The sequence below is a fragment of the Sorangium sp. So ce394 genome, from assembly GCF_051474665.1.
Taxonomy (GTDB): Bacteria; Myxococcota_A; Polyangia; order Polyangiales; family Polyangiaceae; genus Sorangium; species Sorangium cellulosum_D.
The window spans coordinates 2650243-2668666 of the sequence record NZ_CP150339.1 but is presented as its reverse complement, the minus strand read 5'-3'; the positions used below and the strand labels follow the sequence as shown (position 1 = coordinate 2668666).

Annotated in this window: 11 protein-coding genes; 7 read left to right on the top strand and 4 right to left on the bottom strand. The window is 73.2% G+C overall.

Features of this window, described 5'->3' with window-relative positions; all coding sequences use genetic code 11:
• Window positions 1–44: 44 nt before the first annotated feature.
• The gene (gene smpB / locus WMF33_RS09940; protein WP_437336929.1) at window positions 45–533 is read right to left on the bottom strand and encodes an SsrA-binding protein SmpB; all 489 of its coding nucleotides are present in this window, start codon (window positions 531–533) and stop codon (window positions 45–47) included.
• Window positions 534–765: 232 nt separating this feature from the next.
• Between smpB and WMF33_RS09935 the strand changes: the two genes are divergently transcribed.
• Window positions 766–1062: a hypothetical protein gene (locus tag WMF33_RS09935; protein ID WP_437336928.1), complete on the top strand. Its 297-nt coding sequence runs from the start codon at window positions 766–768 to the stop codon at window positions 1060–1062.
• A gap of 188 nt (window positions 1063–1250) precedes the next feature.
• On the opposite strand, the gene WMF33_RS09930 is transcribed toward WMF33_RS09935, so the two are convergent.
• Window positions 1251–1703 carry a hypothetical protein gene (locus WMF33_RS09930; RefSeq protein ID WP_437336927.1) on the bottom strand — a complete coding sequence of 151 codons (453 nt, stop codon included), beginning with the start codon at window positions 1701–1703 and terminating at the stop codon, window positions 1251–1253.
• A 603-nt stretch (window positions 1704–2306) separates the two neighbouring features.
• On the opposite strand from WMF33_RS09930, the gene WMF33_RS09925 reads away from it, so the two are divergent.
• The 6 genes from WMF33_RS09925 to WMF33_RS09900 all read left to right on the top strand — a co-directional run bounded on the left by WMF33_RS09925 (window position 2307) and on the right by WMF33_RS09900 (window position 14544).
• On the top strand, window positions 2307–3719 hold the full coding sequence (locus WMF33_RS09925; protein ID WP_437336926.1) for a spondin domain-containing protein: 1413 nt from the start codon (window positions 2307–2309) through the stop codon (window positions 3717–3719).
• 225 nt (window positions 3720–3944) lie between these two features.
• Window positions 3945–5279 (top strand): serpin family protein, encoded by a 1335-nt coding sequence (locus tag WMF33_RS09920; protein WP_437336925.1) that lies wholly within the window; start codon window positions 3945–3947, stop codon window positions 5277–5279.
• A gap of 237 nt (window positions 5280–5516) precedes the next feature.
• Entirely contained in the window at window positions 5517–8324 is a 2808-nt protein-coding gene (locus tag WMF33_RS09915; RefSeq protein WP_437336924.1) for a hypothetical protein, read from the top strand.
• Between the two features lie 109 nt (window positions 8325–8433).
• A complete protein-coding gene (locus WMF33_RS09910) occupies window positions 8434–12261 on the top strand; it encodes a protein kinase domain-containing protein (protein WP_437336923.1) in 3828 nt (1275 codons plus the stop codon).
• 219 nt (window positions 12262–12480) lie between these two features.
• Complete coding sequence (locus tag WMF33_RS09905) at window positions 12481–13143, top strand: glutathione S-transferase family protein (protein WP_437336922.1); 663 nt, start codon at window positions 12481–12483, stop codon at window positions 13141–13143.
• Between the two features lie 138 nt (window positions 13144–13281).
• Window positions 13282–14544 (top strand): NosD domain-containing protein, encoded by a 1263-nt coding sequence (locus tag WMF33_RS09900; RefSeq protein WP_437336921.1) that lies wholly within the window; start codon window positions 13282–13284, stop codon window positions 14542–14544.
• A gap of 19 nt (window positions 14545–14563) precedes the next feature.
• On the opposite strand, the gene WMF33_RS09895 is transcribed toward WMF33_RS09900, so the two are convergent.
• Together WMF33_RS09895 and WMF33_RS09890 are read right to left on the bottom strand one after the other, a co-directional pair.
• Window positions 14564–15184, bottom strand: coding sequence for an RNA polymerase sigma factor (locus tag WMF33_RS09895; protein ID WP_437336920.1), 621 nt, complete (start codon window positions 15182–15184; stop codon window positions 14564–14566).
• A 141-nt stretch (window positions 15185–15325) separates the two neighbouring features.
• On the bottom strand, window positions 15326–18319 hold the full coding sequence (locus WMF33_RS09890; RefSeq protein ID WP_437336919.1) for a ricin-type beta-trefoil lectin domain protein: 2994 nt from the start codon (window positions 18317–18319) through the stop codon (window positions 15326–15328).
• Window positions 18320–18424 lie beyond the last annotated feature (105 nt).

The window sequence follows — 18424 nt, the reverse complement described above, 5'->3', positions numbered from 1 at the left end:
GGAAGCGGGGGAGGATCAGACGCCGGGCGGAGCTCGCCGGCGCGTCACGCGCGTCCGTACCGTCGTTGTCCGTGCACCACCACGGCGCGCGCCTCGCGCTCGGCGTCTTGCGTCTTGATGGCCTCGCGCTTGTCGTAGATCTTCTTCCCCCTCGCCAGCGCGATCTCGACCTTGGCGAAGCCGCTCTTGAAGTAGAGCCGGGTAGCGACGGCGGTCATCCCTTCACGGGCGATCGAATGGTCGATGCGCTGGATCTCGCGCCGGTGGAGCAGGAGCTTGCGCGCGCCCTTCGGCAAGTGGCCGAAGGCGGCGCCGGCCATCGCGGCGATGCTCACGCCGTGCAAGAACGCCTCGCCCCGCAGGACCGTGCAGAACGAGTCGGTCAAGTCGGCCTTGCCGTCGCGGAGCATCTTCACCTCGCTCCCCTTGAGGACGATCCCCGCCTCGAACCGGTCACCGAGATCGTAATCGAAGCCTGCGCGCTTGTTGCGCGCGATGAGGACCTCGCCCGGCCTGACCTTCTCCTTCGGCACGGAGGGACCTTAGCACGACGCTGCCGTCTCCCCCCCGGACCGTGGAGCAGCGCGAGCCCCCCTGCCCGGCTGCCTCGAACGGCGATGCGCGCACCATGGCTCCACCAGCGCGATCTCCGTAGCCGCGGGGCGGCCGTGGTTCGGAGCCGGGGGCCGCTCCGCGCAGCCGGGAGAGCGGATGCCGCTACCGCTGCCGAGCCGGAGTCGGCCAGCCGCGGAGAGAGACGCCGCCGTGCCCGGGTTCATCCCGATCTTCGCCCATCCGGGCAGCAAGCTGATCCTGCGAGAAACGCGCGTCATCACGGGCCCGGGCGGCGCCGGAGGCATGGGAGGCCGAGGCCGACACGGCGGGCAGGGCGTGCAAGGAGGCCCGCCGGGGCAGGCGCCGGAGCTGGGCGGCGAATGCGCGTGCGGAGGAGGCTACGGCGGCTGGGGCGGCACGGGCGGCTACGGCGGCGGGGGCTCCCGCGGGCCCTCGATCGGTATCGCGTATGCCGATGACGAGCAGCTCACGCTTCATGGGTGGTGAACGCTCGCGATGACCTCCGCGTACCGCTCGGCCCTAGCGCAGACCCGAAGAGCGATCTGGTAGTGATCATACTCCCACACGGCGAGAGGCGATCCCTCAATCTGCAACGCGCGCCGAAAGTCGCAGGCACGGCTCGCTTCTCCGATGTAGTCGGGCTCGGAGCACGTTCCAATGAACGGCGTAGGAGCTCACTTGGTCATCGCTGCCGGGTCCGCAGGCCCCGTCCCGCCTGTATCCTGCACCGACTGAATCACAATCCCGGCATTGGGAACGTACTTATACACCAGCTTCTTGTTGCAACCCGTCACGCCATACAACGACGAGCTGATGATCTTCACATCGATTTCGCTGGCAGGGCAGGACAGCTCGAATGCCACCCGCTCCCTCAGAGAAGCCCAGCTGCCGCCTTCGAGCGTCATCACATCGCTCTTCCCGCAGCCGGAGACGATCTCCGAGTACGTCGTGTTCGGCTGAATCGTGAGCTGATCCTCGCTACAGCCCAGCGACATCGCAGCCTTCGGCTTGGAAGACGGCCACCCGCACCCCGGCGCGGCCACGACGATCGTCGCTGCCGCAAGCGATAACAACGGCAGCCGCGAGGCCAAGACACGAAGCGCACGCCCAAGAAACGCTCGTCCCATACGAGGCCTATAGCAGCTCCCTGAATCGCGTGTCAACGATTCAACGGCAGGGCGAGCGCGTCAATCCGCGCGAGCATGCATGTGACGGTGCGCGCGACAGCTCGCTCCTCGGCCGCCGATTCCGGGTGAGCTCGGAGCTCGCGGGGCTCGGTCCGAGCGCGATGCTCGTCCTCGTCGCCGCGGTCGTCGCCCCAGGGCCAGCCGCCGCGTCGACGGCCGCGAGCTCCGTTCCGAAAGCGGGCAGGAGCTGGTCGACGTGGTGCTCGACCCGGTGCCCTCGCGACGGCCACCACCCAACGCGTCGCCTGGTCCCCCAAGGGCTGCGAGGCGAGCGCGCCGGCGGCCACCTGCCGCGTCGAAAAATTCCTCCCGAGCACGATCGAGCAGGCGCGCGCGACCATTGCGAAACCGACCCACCCCCCACGCGTAGCACCCTCGAACGACGCGCCACGGGCCATCGCAGGCCGAGGCGGGCGCCATGCTGGCGCCCGCGGCCGCTCCGGTCTCCGCGGCGTGCTGGAGGAGCGCCCACTGCCACGCGGCTCGCCGCGGCAAGGGCGATCCAGGTCGCGTCATCTCAATCACCGCTTCTGGAGGATGTTCATGAAGATTCGGAATCGCGCGCTGTCGGCCCTGCCCCTCGTCCTCACCCTCGCCGCCGCTTGCGGCGACAGCGACGGCGGCGACACCACCGGCGCCGGTGGCATGGGCGGGGGAGACGCCAGCGGGTCCGCCGGCGGGGATGCGGTCACGAGCTTCGAGGTCACCCTCGAGAACGTGACGCCCGCGCGGGAGTACCGGGTGGCCGGCGTGTTCAACACCCCCGTCGGCGAGAGCATGCCCGGCCCGCTCTTCCCCGAAAAGAGCTTCGAGCTCCGCGTCGGCGCCCTACCGGGCGACAGGCTGTCGTTCACGACCATGTTCGGTCAATCCAACGATCTGTTCTATGCGCCCGACGGCGCCGGGATCGCGCTCTACGACGAGAAAGGCGCCCCGGTGAGCGGCGACGTGACCGACCAGGTCCTCCTGTGGGACGCGGGCACCGAGGCCAACGAGGAGCCAGGCGCCGGGCCGAACCAGGCGCCCCGGCAGACCGGCCCCGACACGGGCGCTCCGGATCCGGACAACACGGTGCGGCTGGTCGACGATGACTATACCTACCCGCCGGTCGAGGAGGTCATCCAGGTGACCGTGACGCCGGAGCCAGGCAATGAGTTCACGATCCGGATCACCAACATGTCAAAGGCGGGGACGCTGATGCCCGAGGGCGGGGAGCCGGCCGCCGTGCCGCTGTCGCCGGGGCTCTTCGTGGTGCACACGATGGACAACCCGCTGTTCACGGTCGGAGAGGCGTACCCCGACAACGGCCTGGAGGCGCAGGCCGAGGACGGGAACCCGACGATGCTGCACGAGGGAGCCATGCCCCGCGCGGGGCTGACCTCGCCGGTGGCGCCTGGTGTCGCGGTGGTCCACGGGTCCGGAGCGCCCCTGTTCATGTCGGGCGAGGCGGACCGGGGCAAGGGCCTCGAAATGCTGGCCGAGGACGGGAACCCCACCGCGCTCGCGGCGTCGCTGGAACCCGAGGTCGGGGGCGAGAGCGGGATCTCGTCGGTGCTGGTCTACAACACGCCCGTGGGCGCCTCGATGCCGGGGCCGCTGCTGCCCGGCGCGAAGCTCAGCTTCACGGTGACCGCGCGGCCCGGCGAGCGGCTGAGCTTCGCGTCCATGCTGGGGCAATCGAACGATCTGTTCTTCGCGCCGAGCGCGCAGGGGATCGCGCTGTTCGACGCGAGCGGCGAGCCGGTGAGCGGCGATGTCTCCGACCAAGTCACGATCTGGGACGCGGGCACCGAGGCCAACCAGTGGCCCGGCGTGGGCCCCGACCAGGCGCCGCGCCAGGCCGGGCCGCAGATGGGCGCCGACGATCCCACGGACCAGGTGCGCCCCGTCGACGACGGGTATGCGTATCCCGCGTCGAACCAGATGCTGAAGGTGACCATCACCCCGGCGCGGTAGCGGGAGCGCGAGCCTCGACCCCGCCGACGTGACGTCCGACGAGGTAGCGCTCGGCGGCCCGGGCGAAGCATCCTGTGCCAGAACGGGCCAACGCTTCTCCGGATGTCAGGGAGCGGAAGGCCCGGAGCGCAGCGGCCCGGTCGCCCCGCGCGCATCGCCCCGGAAACCCACGCGCCCGCGATCGCGGGCCGGCGCGGCACGGCCGATGCTGGGCGGGGCGGCATGATGCGAACCCTCCGAACCTGCGCTCCGCTCCTCGCCCTGTCTCTGGCCGCGCTCCTCGGCTGCGAGACGTCCACCGAGCCCACCCCGAGCCCCGAGCCCGGGGACGAGGCGTGCCGCGACGGCGACAAGCCCGGATGTGTGGTCGCCTCGGACAAACAGCGCATCTCGACCCCGGACGTCCCTCCGGAGGACAAGACCGCGCTCGTCTCGGGCAACTCCGCGTTCGCGCTCGACCTCTACCAACAGCTCCGCGAGGAGCCCGGCAACGTCTTCTACTCGCCCTACAGCATCTCGACAGCGCTCGCGATGACCTGGGCCGGCGCGAAGGGCGAGACCGAGACGGCCATGGCCGACACGCTGCGCTTCGGCCTCGGGCAGGACAAGCTCCACCCGGCGTTCAACTGGATCGACCAGGAGCTCGAGAGCCGCGGTCAGGGCGCCCAGGGCGCCGACGGCGAAGGCTTCCGCCTCAACGTCGTGAACGCGCTCTGGGGGCAGATCGGCTACGGGTTCGAGGCGCCCTTCCTGGACACGCTCGCGCTGAACTACGGCGCCGGAATGCGCGTCGTGGACTTCGTGGGCCACAAGCAGGAAGCGGTCGATCTCATCAATGGCTGGGTCAGCGACCAGACCGAGGGCAAGATCGAAAAGCTGGTGCCCATCGACGCGATCACCGCCGAGACGGTGCTGGTCCTCACGAACGCCATCTACTTCAACGCGGCGTGGCGCACCCCCTTCGAGCCCACCGCGACGGCGGATGGGCCGTTCGAGAAGGCCGATGGAACCGAGGTGACGGTGCCCCTGATGCACGCCAGCCTGGAGATGCCGTACGCCGAGGGCGAGGGCTACCAGGCGGTCGCGATGCCCTACGACGGGGACGAGCTGTCGATGGTGATCGTCCTGCCGGCCAAGGGCACCCTCGACGCGTTCGAGGCGTCGCTCGACGCGGCGAAGGTCGACGGCATCGTCGGCGCGATGAGCGAGCACCTGGTCGAGACCACGATGCCCAAGTTCAAGTTCGAGTACGAGCTGAGCCTCAAGAAGACGCTGGAGGCGATGGGGATGGAGATCGCGTTCACGTCCGGGGTCGCGGACTTCACCGGCATCAACGCCGAGGGACAGCCCTACATCCAGGACGTCCTCCACAAGGCGTTCGTCGGCGTGAACGAGGCCGGCACCGAGGCGGCGGCCGCGACCGCGGTCATCGTCGGCGACGAGTCGGCGCCCGTGCCGGCGTCGCTCGCGCTCGTGAATCCCTTCCTGTTCCTCATCCGCGACAACGCGACGGGCAGCCTCCTGTTCGTCGGCCGCGTCGCCGATCCCAGCGCGAGCTGACCCGAAGGGCCCCGCTCCGGGCGCGTCCGCGCGCCAGGCGCCGGGCGCCCGCGATGGCGAACCGCCGCCATCATGGCTCCACCAGCGCGCGCGCCGCTCGACCCGCCCGCGCCCCCGCCGGCGCGGGGGCCCGCGGCCCGGACCCCGGGGCGCGGCCGCGCCGCCTCCCATAACATCGCGTCCGTCACATCCTCCGCGGGCCGGGTCTGCCTCAGCGACACCCGAAAGGAGACCCGTATGAGACGCGCAGCGCCGATCCTCCTGTCCATCACCACCCTGGGCACCCCCCTGGGCACCACCCTGGGCACCGCCATGGCCCTCGCCGCGTGCGAGGCCGCCGACGTCGAGCCGCTTGCCCCCCTCGCCGAGGCCCCCGCGCCGCTCCAGGCCGTGGCGCCGTTCTCGGTCGTCATCGCCTCCGATCCGCAATACTGGTGGAGCGAGGACGACCTCGTGGGCGAGGACGCCGCGGAGGCCAAGCTCTCGTCGGCGGACATCAAGGCCCTGGGCAACAAGACCAACCGGGATCAGGTCAAGGCGATCAACGCGCTCGTCAAGGGCGCGACGCCCCCAGGCTACAGCGCGCCAAGCGCCGTCGTCGTCAACGGCGATCTCACCTCGTTCGCCCGCCCCGACCAGTGGGCCGCGTACGAGGATCAGTATGAAGACGACCTCCTTGTCGACGTCTTCCCGGGGCTGGGGAACCACGACTACGGGAGCAACGTGCACGACAGCTGCGGCGCCTCGGCGCAGGACATCGCCGAGGCCTGCGGGTATTGCGCGGCGAGCCCCGGCTGCGACCTGTGCGAGCTCGTGGGCGCCTGCGATTGCGACAAGGGGTGCGCCGAGTGCGACCGGATGACCGGCGAGGGATCCAACTACTGCGGCAACGAGTCGCGGCGGTGGATGGAGCGCTGGATCAAGAAGCACCGCGGCCAGCTCGAGGCTTACGATCCGGGCAGCGTGGCCTACTCGTTCGTGAAGAACGGGATCCGCTTCATCCAGCTCCACAATCACCCCACCTACGAGGAGCCCGACTTCCACATCTCGAAGTCGATCGACTTCCTCCGGAACGAGCTCGCCGACGCGGTGGGCGAAGGGCAGCGCGCCGTCATCAACATGCACGATTTCGGCGACGACATGTCGACCACGGACGCGGAGTTCATCGGCGCCATCACCGGCTTCGAATACAACGTCCTCGGCATCTTCTCGGGGCACATCCACAGCCAGGCCGGCCACAGGGGGAACATCGCCGTGAACGGCGTCCAGATCCCGTGGTTTCGCACCGGCTCCGCGACGTACAGCTACTTCCTGCTCGTCCAGTTCGACGGCGACAGCATGGATGTGAGCGCCGTCCATAGCGAGGGCGGCGTCCCCGCGCAGGTCACGGCGTACACGACCTCGGACTGCGACCGTTACGGCGTGGGCAACTGCGCCAATGTCAAAGCGCCGTCGCACCACCCCTACCCCGTCAACCCTTGCCCGGGGGGCACCCAGCCCGACGTCGCGCCGGGCTCGGCGTCGAGCTACCGCTGCGCGGTGGTGCCGGCGCAGCGGATCACCGACGGCCACACCGAGGACAAGGCCGAAAAGGACGATCATTTCGGCCGGGCGTTGGCCACGGCGGACTTCAATGGAGACGGCTACGCCGACCTGGCCGTGGGCGCGCCCTACGAGGACATCAACGGCGCGGACGACGCGGGCGCCGTCAACGTGATCTACGGATCGATCCTCGGGCTGACGAGCGGCGGAGACCAGCTGTGGCACCAGGACTCGCCGGGCGTGGTGGGCAGCGCCGAGAACGACGATCGCTTCGGCTATGCCCTGGCGGCCGGCGACTTCAACGGCGACGGCTTCGACGACCTCGCGATCGGCGCGCCCGGCGAGGACATCGGCGGCGACGACGACGGCGGCTCGGTCTACATCCTCTACGGCTCTCCGTCCGGGCTCACGAGCGCCGGCAATCAGGGCTGGGACCAGGACAGCCCGAACGTGGCCGGCGGCGTCGAGGGCGGCGATCACTTCGGCTGGTCCCTGGCCACCGGCGACTTCAACGGCGACGGCTACGCCGACCTGGCGATCGGCGCGCCCGACGAGGACGTGGACGGCCACGACGACGGCGGCGCGGTGCACGTCTTCCGCGGTACGGCGGCGGGCCTGTCGGCCGCCGGCGATCCGATGTTCCACGAGAACAGCCCGAACGTGGCCGGCAGCGTCGAGGAAGGGGACCGCTTCGGCTGGTCGCTGGCCGCCGGCAACTTCAACGGAGACGGCTTCGACGACCTCGCGATCGGCGCGCCCTACGAGGATCTCGCCGGGCACGGCGGCGCCGGCGCGGTGCACGTCTTCCGCGGTACGGCGGCGGGCCTGTCGGCCATCGGCGATCCGATGTTCCACCAGGACAGCCCGAACGTCGCCGAAACCGTGCAGGACGGCGATCACTTCGGCTACGCGCTCGCCTCGGGCGATTTCGACGGCGACGGCAAGGCCGACCTCGCGATCGGCGTGCCGCACGAGGATTTCGCCGGGCACGGCGGCGGCGGCGTGGTGCACGTCTTCCGCGGCACCGCGTCGGGTCTCGCCGCCGCGGGGGATCCGCTGCTGAGCCAGGACAGCCCGAACGTGGGCAGCAGCGTCGCGGACGGCGATCACTTCGGCTGGGCCCTGGCGTCGGGGGACTTCGACGGCGACGGCAAGGCCGACCTGGCGGTCGGCGCGCCGCACGAGGACATCGACGGCCACGACGACGCCGGGGTGACGCACCTCTTCCGCGGCACCGCCACGGGCCTGTCGACCCTCGGCGACCCGGCGTACACGCAGGACAGCCCGGGCGTGGAGGGCAGCCTGGAGGACGATGACCGCTCCGGGTACGCGCTGGCCTCCGGCGACTTCGACGGCGACGGCAAGGCCGACCTGGCCATCGGCGCGCCCGGCGAGGACATCTCTCGCGGCGGCGACGACAACGACGGCCACGTCAACGTCCTGTATGGCTCGACCGCCGGCGTGGTGGCCGACCGCGATCAGGTCTGGCACCAGGCCTGGTGAAGGGCCCGGCGTGAGGCGGCGAGACCGCCTCCCCACGCCCGCGCTCGCGCCGGCCGCGCCTGCATCGTGAAGCGCGCCCACGGTATGCTCCTCCCCCAGGAGCCCCTGCTTGTCCGCTGAAGACCACCGATCCGAGCCATCCCCCGGCGTCACGGTCGATCCCCAGCCATCCCCCGGCGTCACGGCGGACGCCGCGCCGTCCGCCGGCGCCACGGCCGACGCCGACAGCCTCTCCGGCGGCGGCTCCACCGCTTCCTCGCCGTCCCTCGCGTTCCTCCGCCAGATCGCCCGCGTGCCCGAGGTCGTCCCCGTCGCCCCGATCGACGCCGACGAGAGCGGCGACTTCCTCGCCGCCGGCGAGGATCCGCCGCGCTTCGCGCTCCGCCGTCGCCTCGGGAGCGGCGGGTTCGGCACCGTGTACGAGGCCTTCGACCGGAAGCGCGGCGCGCTCGTCGCGCTCAAGGTGCTGCGGCGCCCGGACGGGCGGGCCATCGCCCTGTTCAAGCAGGAGTTTCGCGCGCTGGCCGGGATCGTCCACCCGCGCCTCGTCCGGCTCTACGAGCTGCACCGGGACGACGCGCGCTGGTTCTTCACCATGGAGCTCGTCTCGGGCACGGACGTGCTCACGCACGTGCGCCGCGAGGGAGGGCCGGACGAGGCGCGCCTGCGCGCGGCCTTCCGGGAGATCGCCGAGGGGCTGGCCTTCCTGCACGACGCGGGCAAGCTCCACCGCGACATCAAGCCGTCGAACGTGATGGTCGACGCGGCCGGCGCCGTGAAGGTCCTCGACTTCGGGCTCGTCGCCGATCTCAACGCCCCCACGGCGCCCGTGCGGGCGGGGACGCCGAGGTACATGGCGCCGGAGCAGGCCGCGGGGCTCGCGGTCGGGCCGGCCGCCGACATGTACGCCGTCGGCGTGATGCTCCACCAGGCGCTCACCGGCCGCCTGCCCGCGCAAGGCGCCATGGCGCCCGCGCCGGGGCCCGCCGCGAGGGACGCGCCCGAGGATCTCGACCGCCTCTGCCGCGAGCTCCTGGCGCACGATCCCGCGGCCCGACCCACGGCCCGCGAGGCTGCGGCGCGGGTCCTCGGCCAGGCCGCCGGCGCCCCGATCGCGCGGCGCCCGGCGCCGGCGGCCCCCTTCGTGGGCCGCGCGGCCGAGATCGGGCGGCTCCACGCGGCCCTCGACGAGGCGCGCGCGGGGCGCACGGTGGTCGCGCTGCTCCGCGGATCGTCGGGCATCGGAAAGAGCGCGCTCTTGCAGCGGTTCCTGGAGTCGGCCGGGGGCGAGCCCGGGGCGGTCCCGCTCGCGGGGCGCTGCTTTCAGCAGGAGTCGGTGCCGTACAAGGCGCTCGACGGCGTCGTCGACGAGCTCGGCCGGCTCCTCGCCCGCGCGGCGCCGGAGGAGCTCGCCGCGTGGCTGCCCGACGACGTCGTCGAGCTCGGGCGCGCCTTCCCGGTGCTGCGGGAGGTGCCGGCGATCGCGGCGGCCGCGCCGCGGGAGCGCGCGGCGCCGGACGACGCGGAGCGCAGGCGCCGGGCCTTCGCCGCGCTGCGCGAGCTGTGCGCGCGCCTCGGCCGGGCGCGCGCGCTGGTGCTCGCGGTCGACGATCTCCAGTGGGGCGACCTCGACAGCGTCGCGCTGCTCATCGAGCTGATGCGCCCTCCCGCGGCGCCGCCGCTGCTCTTCGTCGCCTCGTACCGCGCGGAGGAGGCCGAAACGAGCCCCGTCCTGCGCGCGCTGCTCGCGGCGCTGCGCGAAGGCCTCGCGGCGGACGTGCGCGTGCACGAGATCGACGTCGGCGAGCTGCCCCCCGCCGACGCCGCGGCGCTCGCGGGCGCGCTGCTCGCGGGCGCGGGCGCGCCCGGCGGCGCGGCGGCGCGGATCGCGGCGGAGGCCCACCACAGCCCGCTCTTCATCACCGAGCTCTCGCGCCTCGCGGCCGAGCGCGGCGACCTCGGCGGCGCCGTGCCCGACCTGCCCGCGCTGCTCGCGGGGCGCATCGAGCGGCTCCCCGCGCCGGCGCGGCGGCTGCTCGAGGTGGTCGCGGTGGCGGGGCAGCCGATCGCGCGGCGGACCGCGGCGCGCGCGGCCGAGGCGGAGGGCGAGGCGCTGGACGAGCCCGAGGCGCTCTCGCGGCTCGTCGCCGCGCAGGTCGTGCGCGTGCGGGAGGCGCACGAGCGCGAGGAGCTCCTGCCGTACCACGATCGCGTCGGCGAGGCGGTGCTCGCCGCGCTGCCGCGCGCGCGCCGCCGCGAGCACCACCTGCGCCTCGCGCGGGCGCTGGAGGGCCAGGGCGGCGCCGAGCCGTCCCTGCTCGTGCACCACCTCCGCGGGGCCGGGCTCGACGCGGAGGCCGCGGCTCGCGCCGTCGAGGCGGCCGCGCAGGCGCAGGCGGCCCTCGCCTTCGATCGGGCGGCGCGCTTCGCGCGCGAGGCGCTCGAGCTCGGCGAGCCTGACGCCGCCGTCGCCCGCGGCGCCCGGCTCGCGCTCGCCGCCGCGCTGGCGAGCGGCGGCCGGGCGCGCGATGCGGCGGAGGCGTACCTCGATGTCGCCTCGCGCGAGCCGCCGCGCGAGGCGCTCGCCCACCGGCTGCGGGCGATGCAGCTGCTCCTCGCGGGCGGGTACGTGGACGAAGGGCTATCGGTGCTCGACGGCGTCCTGGCCGAGCTCGGGCTCTCCAGGCCGGCGTCGACGCTCGAGGCGCTCGCGCAGGCGGCCGCCCTGCGCGCGCGGCTCTGGGCCCGCGGCCTCGCCTTCCGCGAGCGCGCGGAGCGCGAGATCCCGGGCCGCGACCTGCTCGCCATGGACGCGTGCCACGCGGCCGCGAGCCTGGCCGTGACGGCGCCCGTCCAGAGCGCGCCGTTCGCGGCGAGGCACCTGCTCCTCGCGCTCGACGCCGGCGAGCCGCACCGCCTCGCGCGGGCGCTCACCCTCGAGGCGATCCACGCCGCGCTCCGCGGCCAGCGCGACGGCGGCCGGCGCGCCGCCGCCTTGCTGGCGCTCCTCGAGCGGGTGGCCGCGCGCTCGCCGCGCCCGGAGGCGCGCAACTTCCACCTGCTGGCCGAGGGCGTGGCCGCGTTCGCCCGCGGCGAGATCGAGCGCGCCGAGGTGCTCCTCGGGCGGAGCAGCGCGGCGCTCGGGGCGCACGGCGGCGAGAGCGGGAGCGGCGGGAGCTTCGCGCACGCGCTCCTGGCGACGGTGCTCTGGCTCCAGGGCAAGATCCCCGGCCTCGCCGCGATCACGGCCGATCTCCTCGCCGAGGCGCGCGAGCGCGGCGACCGCTACCGCGAGACGATGATCCGCCTCAACGGCGCGTACCTGCTCGACCTCGCCGCCGATCGGCCGGCCTCGGCGCGCGCCACGGTGGACGCCGCGATGGAGCGCTGGTCGCGCGCCGGCTACCACCTCCAGCACTTCCGCGAGGTCCTCGCCCGCGGGCGGATCGCGCTCTACGAGGGCGACGCGGCCGCGGCGCTGCGCTTCGTCCTGGCGGCGACGCCGCCGCTCCTCGGCTCCGGCATGGTCGCGATCCCGCTGGTGCGGGGCGAGCTCCACTACCTGCGCGCCCTCGCCTCCCTCGCGGTCGCCGCGCGCGGCGGCGCGCGGGCGGTCGCCTTGCGGGCCCTCGCCCTCGCCGACGCGCGCGCGCTCGATCGGCGCGACGTCTTCTGGGGCCCGCCCGTCGCCGCGATGATCCGGGCCAGCGTCGCCGCGCAGCGCGGCCGCGCGGCCGAGGCCGCCGACCGCATGCGCGGCGCCGAGGCCGCGCTCGACCGGCTTGGCGCTGCCCTGCTGGCGGCCGCCGCGCGCCGCGCGCGGGGGGTCTGGCTCGGCGGCGACGAGGGGCGCGCGCTCGTCGCCGCGGCGGACGCGTGGATGGAGGCCCGCGGCGTGCGGCGCCCCGAGCGGTTCGCCGCCACGCTGGCGGGCTAGCGCCCAACGCACTTGCGAGGCCTCGTGCGTTCACCGTAGAGCGACGAACGGTAGTGGTCAACTTTGCCCAGAGAGAGTCCACATGAAGGCGGGAAGGCGAGAAGATCATTAAGGTTTTCTTCCCGACTGCCCGCCTTCATGTTCAAATTTTACCACCGCTCGACGAACGGGGTGAAACCGCTCGAAAGAGCAGAGCCAGCCCGCGGGAGAGGACGATCCATGAAACTGTACTTCAGCCGGAACTTGAATCCACGCGTCGCCGTCGCCGTGGCGCGCCACCTCGATGCTCCCGTGGAATACATCCACGCGGCGCCTCTCGACCCGTCGCAGCAGGAGAAGTTTCGCGCGCTGAACCCGAACCTGCGCGTGCCCATCCTGGTCGAGGGGAGCCAGTCGCTCTGGGAGACGGACGCGATCGCGTGCCGCCTCTCGCAGCTCACGGGCTCGGACTTCTGGCGCACGGGCGCCGCACAACCGGAGATGATCCGCTGGTTGAGCTGGGGCACGCACAACTTCGTCGCCGCGTGCGACAAGGTCCACTTCGAGCGCGTGACGAAGCAGCGCTACGGGCTCGGCCCCATCCGCGACGACCTCGTGGCGGAGGGGCTCTCGGGGTTCGCCGAAGCGGCGACGCTGCTCGACAAGGTCCTGAGCGGCAGGGACTGGCTCGTCGGGAGCGCGGTCTCGTACGCGGACTTTCGCATGGCGTCGGTGCTCCCGTTCGCGGATCTCGCCGGGCTGCCGCTCTCGGACTACCCGCACGTCGCAGCCTGGCACGCGCGCCTGTGGCAGCTCGACGCCTGGCGCGATCCGTTCGCCGGGCTCGACGCCCCGGAGCTCCCGGAGGTCCCGCGCTTCGACGCCGCCGGATCGAAGCGTTAGCCGCTCCCGCGCGCCCGCGGCGGCTGTCAGCGTCGCCCGGCGCGTGGCTCAGCGTGACACACGCCGCTCCCGGATCGCGGCCGAACCCGTCGCTCTCTTCTTCAGCGGAGCGGCATGGCGTTTGCCGAGCTCACCGCCATGAACACCATCTCTCGCTTCGGAGTGCTCTGCGCCACGGTGTGGATCGCGGCGTGTGGGACAGAGGTCTCGACAGGAGGGGATCCCCAGGGGCCCTCGATCCCCGATCCGCCTGGCGGGGCGAGCAGGCCGGACGACGCGCCGGGCGGCACCGATGGATCGGCCCAGGGCGCGTCCTCCGCGCTGCGGCTCCGCGTGCCCGGCGGCGAGCGCGTGACCGTCGACAGCCTGGTCGTGACCTCGGACGCCCCGGCGGTGCTGGACGTCGAGAGCGCGACGGGCCCGCTCATCACGCTGGCCACCGGCGACGCGGCGCTCGCGTCCGCGGTGGCGCTCGACGAGGGCGGCGAGGTGCTGGACGCGAGCACGGGCACGGCGGGGTGCTCGCTCCCGATCCCGGGCGAGGAGCGCGTGCTCGTGGTGCCGGACGCCTACCCGAGCATCCAGACGGCCATCGACGCCGCGGCGTATGGCGATACCGTCTTCGTCCAGCCCGGGGAATACCACGAGCACCTCCGCCTGCGCTCGGGCGTGAAGCTGGTCGGCGCGGGCGCGACGACGACGGTGCTCGACGGTGAGGGGCTGAGCGAGAACCTCATCGACTACACCGGCGCCCAGAACGCCGTCGTCCGGGGCTTCAGGCTGCGGAACGTGGGATCGGCGGGGGACTGCTCGCGCGACGTGCTGAATTGCTCGGGCAACTGGTACTCCGCGGCCGTCTACGCGGACGGCCACAGCGGGGATAACTGGGAAGAGTGCGCGCGTCCGTCGCTGCTCCTCACGCAGAACATCATCGAGGGCAACGAGGTCGGCGTGATGCTCTACTTCCACGCGCTCGCCGTGGTCCGCAACAACGTGTTCATCGGGAACGGCCATGGCTTCGTGGGGAGCCACCTGCAGGATCACGCGGTCGTCGCCCAGAACGTGTTCTACGAGAACCGCGATCACGCGATCGTCGCGGACGCCGCGGAGCTCGACGTCCTCAACAACGTGATCATCGCGAACGGCGCCGCGCTCGAGCAGGAGCACGTGCAGCGCGGGCGCGTGCGGTGCAACGTGCTCTTCGGGAACGAGCGCCTGGGCAACGTGATCGTGCCCGGTCAGGACGGGAACATCGAGGCTGACCCGTTCTTCGCGGACCTGCTCGCGGGCGACTTTCACCTGAGCGCCGGCTCGCCGGCGCTGACGGCCGGCTGCCTCGGCGACGACGGCGCCGAGCCCGTCGCCGCGGGCGCCCACGGCGGCGCGCTCGGCGCGTGGTAGCGCCCGCGGGCGGAGCGAGTCACCCCTCGCCCAGCAGCCCCGCGCGCCGGCCCGCCTCGACGAGCTGATCCTTCACGATCTGGAAGCGCTTGCGCAGCCGCTGCGCCTCCCGCTTCAGCGCGGCCTGGTCCACCGCCTCCTCGCCGAGCATCACCCGCGCCACGTCCTTCCACTCCAGCCCCTTGTCGAGGCGCAGCACGAGCAGCATCCGATCGTCCGGCGGCAGCGCCTCGCGCAGCTCCATGAGCTTGTCCTTCGCGTCGGTGCGCAGGTACGGCCGCGTCTCGGTGCGCACCTGCTGCTCGATCGCGCTCAGCTCCGTCGTCCCGAGCGAGGGGCGCACGCGCCGCTCGCGGGCGCGCCTGTCGCGGGCGTGGTTCTTCGCCGCGTTCCGCGCGATCGTGTAGGCGAAGGTGCGGAGCGAGCACTCCCACGCGAAGGTCGGCAGCCCGCGCAGGATGCGCTCGCACCACAGCGAGAAGACATCGTCGGGGTCCTCCTCGCGGCGGAGGAGCGCGGTCAGGAAGCCGAGGATCTCGGGCCCGTAGCCGCGGATGGCGAGCTCGGCGGCCCGGGCGACGGCGCCGCTCTCGCAGCGCTCGCGGACCTCGCGCTCGAGGTGCTCTCGGTCGAGGGACATCGTGGGGCCGAGGGTATCACCGTCCGCCGACGACCCGCAGCCGGCGATCCCGCCGTCCCGCGGCGGCGGCGCCGCAGGCCCACGCCGCGGAGAGAGGGTCGACGCGAAGCCGGAACGCGCGGCCGGACCGCCGTCACCGCGTCACGGCGCGAGCGCGCACCAGAGGCCGTCCGACGCGCGGCCGCACAGGTCGGCGCGGCCGTCGCCGTCGACGTCGCCGGGCTGCACCGTCGCGCCGTACCGCGCGGCGAGCCACCCCTGGGCATCGCCGAAGGCGCCGATCGACGCGGGGCGCGCCGCGCCGAAGCCGAGGCGGTTCGACAGGGCGCACAGCGCGCCGGAGGCGCCGCGGCCGCAGAGGTCGGCGGCGCCGTCGCCGTCGATGTCGCCGAGGCCGAGGCTCCCCCAGTGGCTCGGCGCCGCGTCGAACTCCGACCCGTCGCCGTAATCCGGCGCGCCCCCGCGGCTGTACGACCAGACGTGCGGCCGCACGAACCCGGCGCCGGAAGCGCTCGCCACCGCGCACACCACGCCCGACGGCCCGCGGCCGCAGGCGTCCGCCGCGCCGTCGCCGTCGATGTCGCCGAGCTGGATCGTGGCGCCGTACTGCTCGGGGAGCCAGCCGTTCGCGTCCGACATCTCGGCGAGCCAGAGCGCCGCCGCCCCGAAGCTCCCGGCGGTCGTGTTGATCGCGCAGCGCAGGCCGTCGGCGCCGCGGCCGCACACGTCGGCGTAGCCGTCGGCGTCCACGTCGGCGAGGTGGATCGAGCGGTAATAGCCCGGCGCGTCGTCGAACCCCTCCGCGTCGGAGAAGCTGTGCGTCCACCAGCCGCCGCCGGAGGCCACGAACGCGTCGCCGGCGGCGTTCGCGAGCTGGCAGAGGATGCCCCAGACGCCGCGGCCGCAGATGTCGGCCTTGCCGTCGCCGTCGATGTCGGCGAGCTGGATCGTGTTGCCGTAGCGCGCGGGTTGCCAGCCGTTCGCGTCGGAGAACTCCGTCGTGTACCGCTGCGCGGGGAGGAACCCGCCCGCGCCATTGCTGCGCGCGCAATACACGCCGTCGGCGCGCCGCACGCACGCGTCGGCCTTGCCGTCGCCGTTCACGTCGCCGAGCCGGACCGTGCGGGTGTAGGACTCGCTCGTGCCGATCTGCGCGTCCGAGAAATCGTTGCCGTACGACCAGCGGGTGGGCGCCGAGAGCTGGATCGCGAACCGCTGCGCCTCGGCGCCGCTGCAGTCGACCATCTGCACCGGCGTGCCGTTCGCGGCGTTGCCGCCGGCGACCGCGAGGCACCTCCCCTCCAGGCCGCGGATCTGCCCGCCGTCCAGCATCGTCCACGCCTGGCCTCTCGTGTCGGCGCAGCTCTCGAGCACCACGGGCGCGCCGTTCGACGCGCTGCCGCCGGCGACGCCGAGGCAGCGGCCGCCGGGGCCGCCGATGCGGTCCTCCGCGACGGTCCATTGCTGCGCCGCGGCCATGGAGCAATCGGCGAGGACCACGGGCGCGCCGCTCGACGCGCCCGCGGCCGCGAGGCATTTGCCCCCCAGCGCGCCGAGGCGGCCCGAGACGCCCGCGATCGCCGAGGCCACGTACCGGCGGCGCGCCCAGGCGCGATAGCTCGAGTTGTCCGGTTCGCAGGTGGTGCCGGTGCCGCACGCGCTCATGTCCGTGCAGGTGAATCGGTCGCATTGCGCATACCACCGGAACGCGTCCCAGGTGATGTCGAACTCCTCGTCGGAGACGTTCGCCTGCTCGTTCGACATGTCGTAGCCCCGGTAGGTCTGGAGCGCGTGCCCCGCGGCGTAGGCCTGCTGCGCGGCGAACGCGAACAGCGACGTGTGATAATGATCGGTGTGGTCGCCGGCGTGGCCGTGGTCGCTGTTCAGCGTGCCGACGCGGCTCGCGCGGAAATCGGACATCAGGCGAGCGAGGACGTCGATGAGCTCCTCGCGGGTGTAGTCGACGGGGAGCTCGTCGGAGGGGATCTCGCCGGCGGGGTCGTCGCACGCGTCGTCGGCGGGGTCGTCGGAGGGGCATTTGTAGTCGCACTCGTCGCCCGTGCGGTCGACGCGCGTCAGGGTCGGCGCGCCCCCGTTCCAGAGGTCGCTCAGGAGCGCCGTGTCCGGGGACGAGGGGAGCCGCAGGAACACGAGCCCGACGCGGCCGGCGCTCCCGTCGAGCGCGCAGCGCACGAGATCCTTGCCCAGCACCGCGGCCTCGGCGCAGCTCCAGCTGTTGGCGAGGCCGGCCATCGCCGCGTACGCGGCCTTCATCCCGGCCTCCCGCTCGCCCATCACGTCCAGGCAATTGCCGCCAAGGCCCGCGGTGACATAGACCGTCTCCACGGAATTCCCCGCCTGGATCGAGTCCGCGATGTCGGGGTTCATGAAGAGCAGATCGTCGTCCTGGTGCGCGACCACGTAGAGATCGCGCTCGGGCGCGGCGAGCGCCTCGCGAGCCGTGGTGGCCACGCTCTCGCGCTCCACGAAGAAGAGGTCCTGAGCGTCGCTCTGCCCGGCATAGAGGCTGTCCAGCGTGGTGTCGGCGAGCGTGCGGACGACGGCCGGCGGGGCCCCGGGGTCGATGCGGCGGCCGGCGCCGGATCCGGCCCAGATGCTCACGATCGCGCTGTACCGGCCGTTCGCGTTGGCGGGGCCGAACACGTACCGCGCGAGCCACGTTTGCAGCGTGGTCCCGGCGATGCCGCTCGTCGGGCCGGCGCCGTCGACGAGCAGGCCCGCGGGGCTCGACGTGTCGAAATGGAGGCCGGGGTGCTGGTGGGCGGTCGTCCAGGAGCTGACGCCCATGGGCACGTGGTACGCATAGGCGATCGGGGGCGCGGCCATGCGGCCGGTGACGGCGATCCACCGGGTGGCGTGCGCGGCCGACAGCGGGGCCGCGAACCGGCGGCGAACGTAGGCGGCGGTCTGCACGAGCTCGCCCCCCGCCCGCGCGAAGGGCCAATCGTCCGCCCAGCCGACGGCGCCGCCCACCTCCCCGTCGTGCTCGTCGTAAGCGAGGATCTCGGCACGCGCGCTGGCCGGGGCCGCCGTCGCGGCCAGCAGGCCGCCCAGCGCCGTCAGGGTCCGCGCCGCCTTGGTCCACAGGTGTGCTCTCAAATGGATGCGAGTCATGGCTCCGCTCCTCGGGTGAGGCCGGCCCTCCGCCGGCGTTCCCCGAGGCAGACCCGCGCCGGCGCGAGGTGTGAACCGAAATTCGACACGCCGGTGAGGCCGCGG

Bases quoted from the DNA above. Each gene is read 5' to 3' on its own strand.
- WMF33_RS09930 (WP_437336927.1), bottom strand. From the start codon at position 1,703: ATGGGACGAGCGTTTCTTGGGCGTGCGCTTCGTGTCTTGGCCTCGCGG.
- WMF33_RS09925 (WP_437336926.1), top strand. From the start codon at position 2,307: ATGAAGATTCGGAATCGCGCGCTGTCGGCCCTGCCCCTCGTCCTCACC.
- WMF33_RS09920 (WP_437336925.1), top strand. From the start codon at position 3,945: ATGCGAACCCTCCGAACCTGCGCTCCGCTCCTCGCCCTGTCTCTGGCC.
- WMF33_RS09915 (WP_437336924.1), top strand. From the start codon at position 5,517: ATGAGACGCGCAGCGCCGATCCTCCTGTCCATCACCACCCTGGGCACC.
- WMF33_RS09905 (WP_437336922.1), top strand. From the start codon at position 12,481: ATGAAACTGTACTTCAGCCGGAACTTGAATCCACGCGTCGCCGTCGCC.
- WMF33_RS09900 (WP_437336921.1), top strand. From the start codon at position 13,282: ATGAACACCATCTCTCGCTTCGGAGTGCTCTGCGCCACGGTGTGGATC.
- WMF33_RS09895 (WP_437336920.1), bottom strand. From the start codon at position 15,184: ATGTCCCTCGACCGAGAGCACCTCGAGCGCGAGGTCCGCGAGCGCTGC.
- WMF33_RS09890 (WP_437336919.1), bottom strand. From the start codon at position 18,319: ATGACTCGCATCCATTTGAGAGCACACCTGTGGACCAAGGCGGCGCGG.